The following is a 2,070-nucleotide window of genomic DNA, read 5'->3' as shown; positions in this document are numbered from 1 at the left end:
ATCGTAATCAATTGGAGGAATAGGTTTAAAACCTTCAAAGGATTGCTCTAAAATATGTACTTTATTTAATGATCTGCAGGAAACTAGAAATGTGAAAATGCATATTATAGTGCATAAATTTGAATTGTCTCTTAAACTCATAATTACACTGTTTAAATAGATAATTAATTTGCTTGGATACAATTATGAACACCATTATCATTTTTGAAATTCCTTTTTAAACCATTTTTTTCTTAATAATACGTTTCAAAAAAGGGACACCTTAGAGGTGTGATTTTAGGAGGAAAGACAGGGCGATTCCGATGGTAAATGTGTCAATTTGATAGGGTAAATTGTATATTATCAAACAGTTAATATTATTAATACCGAAGTAGTTGAGCAATCACTCGGCTGCCAAGGTCTTGGATTTAAGGCGAATCACTGTCAATCAATATCTCCAATGAGTTAAAAATTTCAGGATTATCGTTTGGTGAAGTTTCATAACAGACAAATAATTTGGAGATAGGGAAGTATTAATCACCGGATTTTGAATTTGTATAAATAACTGTACAAATATTTTATTCTCAGATTTTAATATTGAATTGTCCCAGGTACCCAAATTGGGGACCTCGAATAAATTAAACTTCCTGCGTGCATTATCCATGGGAATAGATGTCAACCCTTTAAAAGAAAAACGCCATTGTAATTTTTAGAATGCAAAAAATTGAAAATAAATAATAAAGAATAAACGATCATTCAATTTCTAAAAATTACAATCTAGAAATTCACTTAAACGGATAGATATTAAGGCTCTGTTGCAAAGGTTAAAGAAGGCCAATATTTTGTCCTTTCAAGTCTCTGCTCCCTAAAAATTAAGTGATGAGTATAGGTTAAATTGCCTTTCAATTAAAGGGGTTTTTCTCTTCACTCTATAGGAGCCTGTCGTTCCTCCTTGCAAAAACCAACGCATCTTTCAATTTCAGGAGCAAAACGTTTGACCCAAAGATAAATAGTGGTGTGGTATACATCGATACCTCGTTCCAACATCATTTCCTCCTGCTCTCTATAACTTATCCCATATTTACAATACCAGCGAATACACTGAATAAAAATCTCTTCTTCAAATTGGCGATACTTAAAATTATTCATTGCTACGGTGATTAGCATTTATTAGGGAAAGATAACAAGGTGTAAATTTAAAACTAGAAGTTTGAAACAGAGCCAAAATTTCTCTTACCAAGAATTTCTGTTTCTCCATTTTTCAAAAAAAATGGCGGAGTAATTCAGTTAATTGATATGATTTATTATTGTTCCACTTAAAAATAACAATTCAGTTTCTACTTCTCTTAAAGAGAAGAGAGTGCCTACATAGTCAGTAGCTGTTTCAACCAAATCGTACTGAATCTGTCTATAATCGTCAAAATCTATTTCACCATGATCATAACTCCTTATAGCTAATTTAATATTTCTTTTGGCATTTTCTAGATTCTCCTTTTGTAAATACAAGATCTCATAAGCCTCTGAATATCTAATAAATGCACTTTGAATTAAAGCCTCTAGCTCCAGTTCTAGTTGATCAATTCTAAGACGACTTTTTTGAAAAGCGACCTTGGCATTTTTTTCCCTAATGTTAAGAGTAAATCCCTGAAATATTTTCCAATTGAAAACCACCTCCAAGGTAAGTGCATTTGCTTGGTTATCCTCTAAAAAGTTAACTTCAGAATTATAATTTAAAAAAGAATAACTTAAATGAAAGTTTATTAATGGGAAACGTTCTGCCTTTATCAATTTCCAATAAAAATTTGCAGTTCTAGAAATTGCTTGAGTTGTTATAAGCCTTGGGTTTAGTTTATACATATTTTGCAAGAAATAGGAAACAGGTTTTTTTGGGGGAAAAGATAAACTATCTGTTGGGATAAAGGCCCTAGATGGCTTTCTACTTAATAAAACATTAAGTGCTATTTTAGCCTCTCTAATTTGTATTTTTTGATTTATTAAACGAACGGTATCCCTTATGTAATCCTGACGGGAGATGAGATAATTAATCTCTGATTCATGCCCATGTTTAAACCTTAAGTAAGACTTTTTTAC

At 31.4% G+C, this 2,070-nt stretch carries 1 protein-coding gene and 1 pseudogene; both read right to left on the bottom strand.

Annotation, left to right across the window (positions count from 1 at the left end; translation table 11 throughout):
- Nucleotides 1-948: 948 nt before the first annotated feature.
- Nucleotides 949-1,128 (bottom strand): annotated as a pseudogene (locus tag E1171_RS02295) (IS6 family transposase); the annotation flags it as partial.
- Nucleotides 1,129-1,266: 138 nt separating this feature from the next.
- Nucleotides 1,267-2,070, bottom strand: an 804-nt coding sequence (locus E1171_RS02290) for a TolC family protein (protein ID WP_155203675.1), incomplete at its 5' end; no start/stop codon positions are given.

This window comes from Xanthovirga aplysinae (genome assembly GCF_009711365.1).
Lineage (GTDB): Bacteria > Bacteroidota > Bacteroidia > Cytophagales > Cyclobacteriaceae > Xanthovirga > Xanthovirga aplysinae.
The sequence above is the reverse complement of the archived record's forward strand: the minus strand, read 5'-3'. Positions and strand labels throughout refer to the sequence as shown.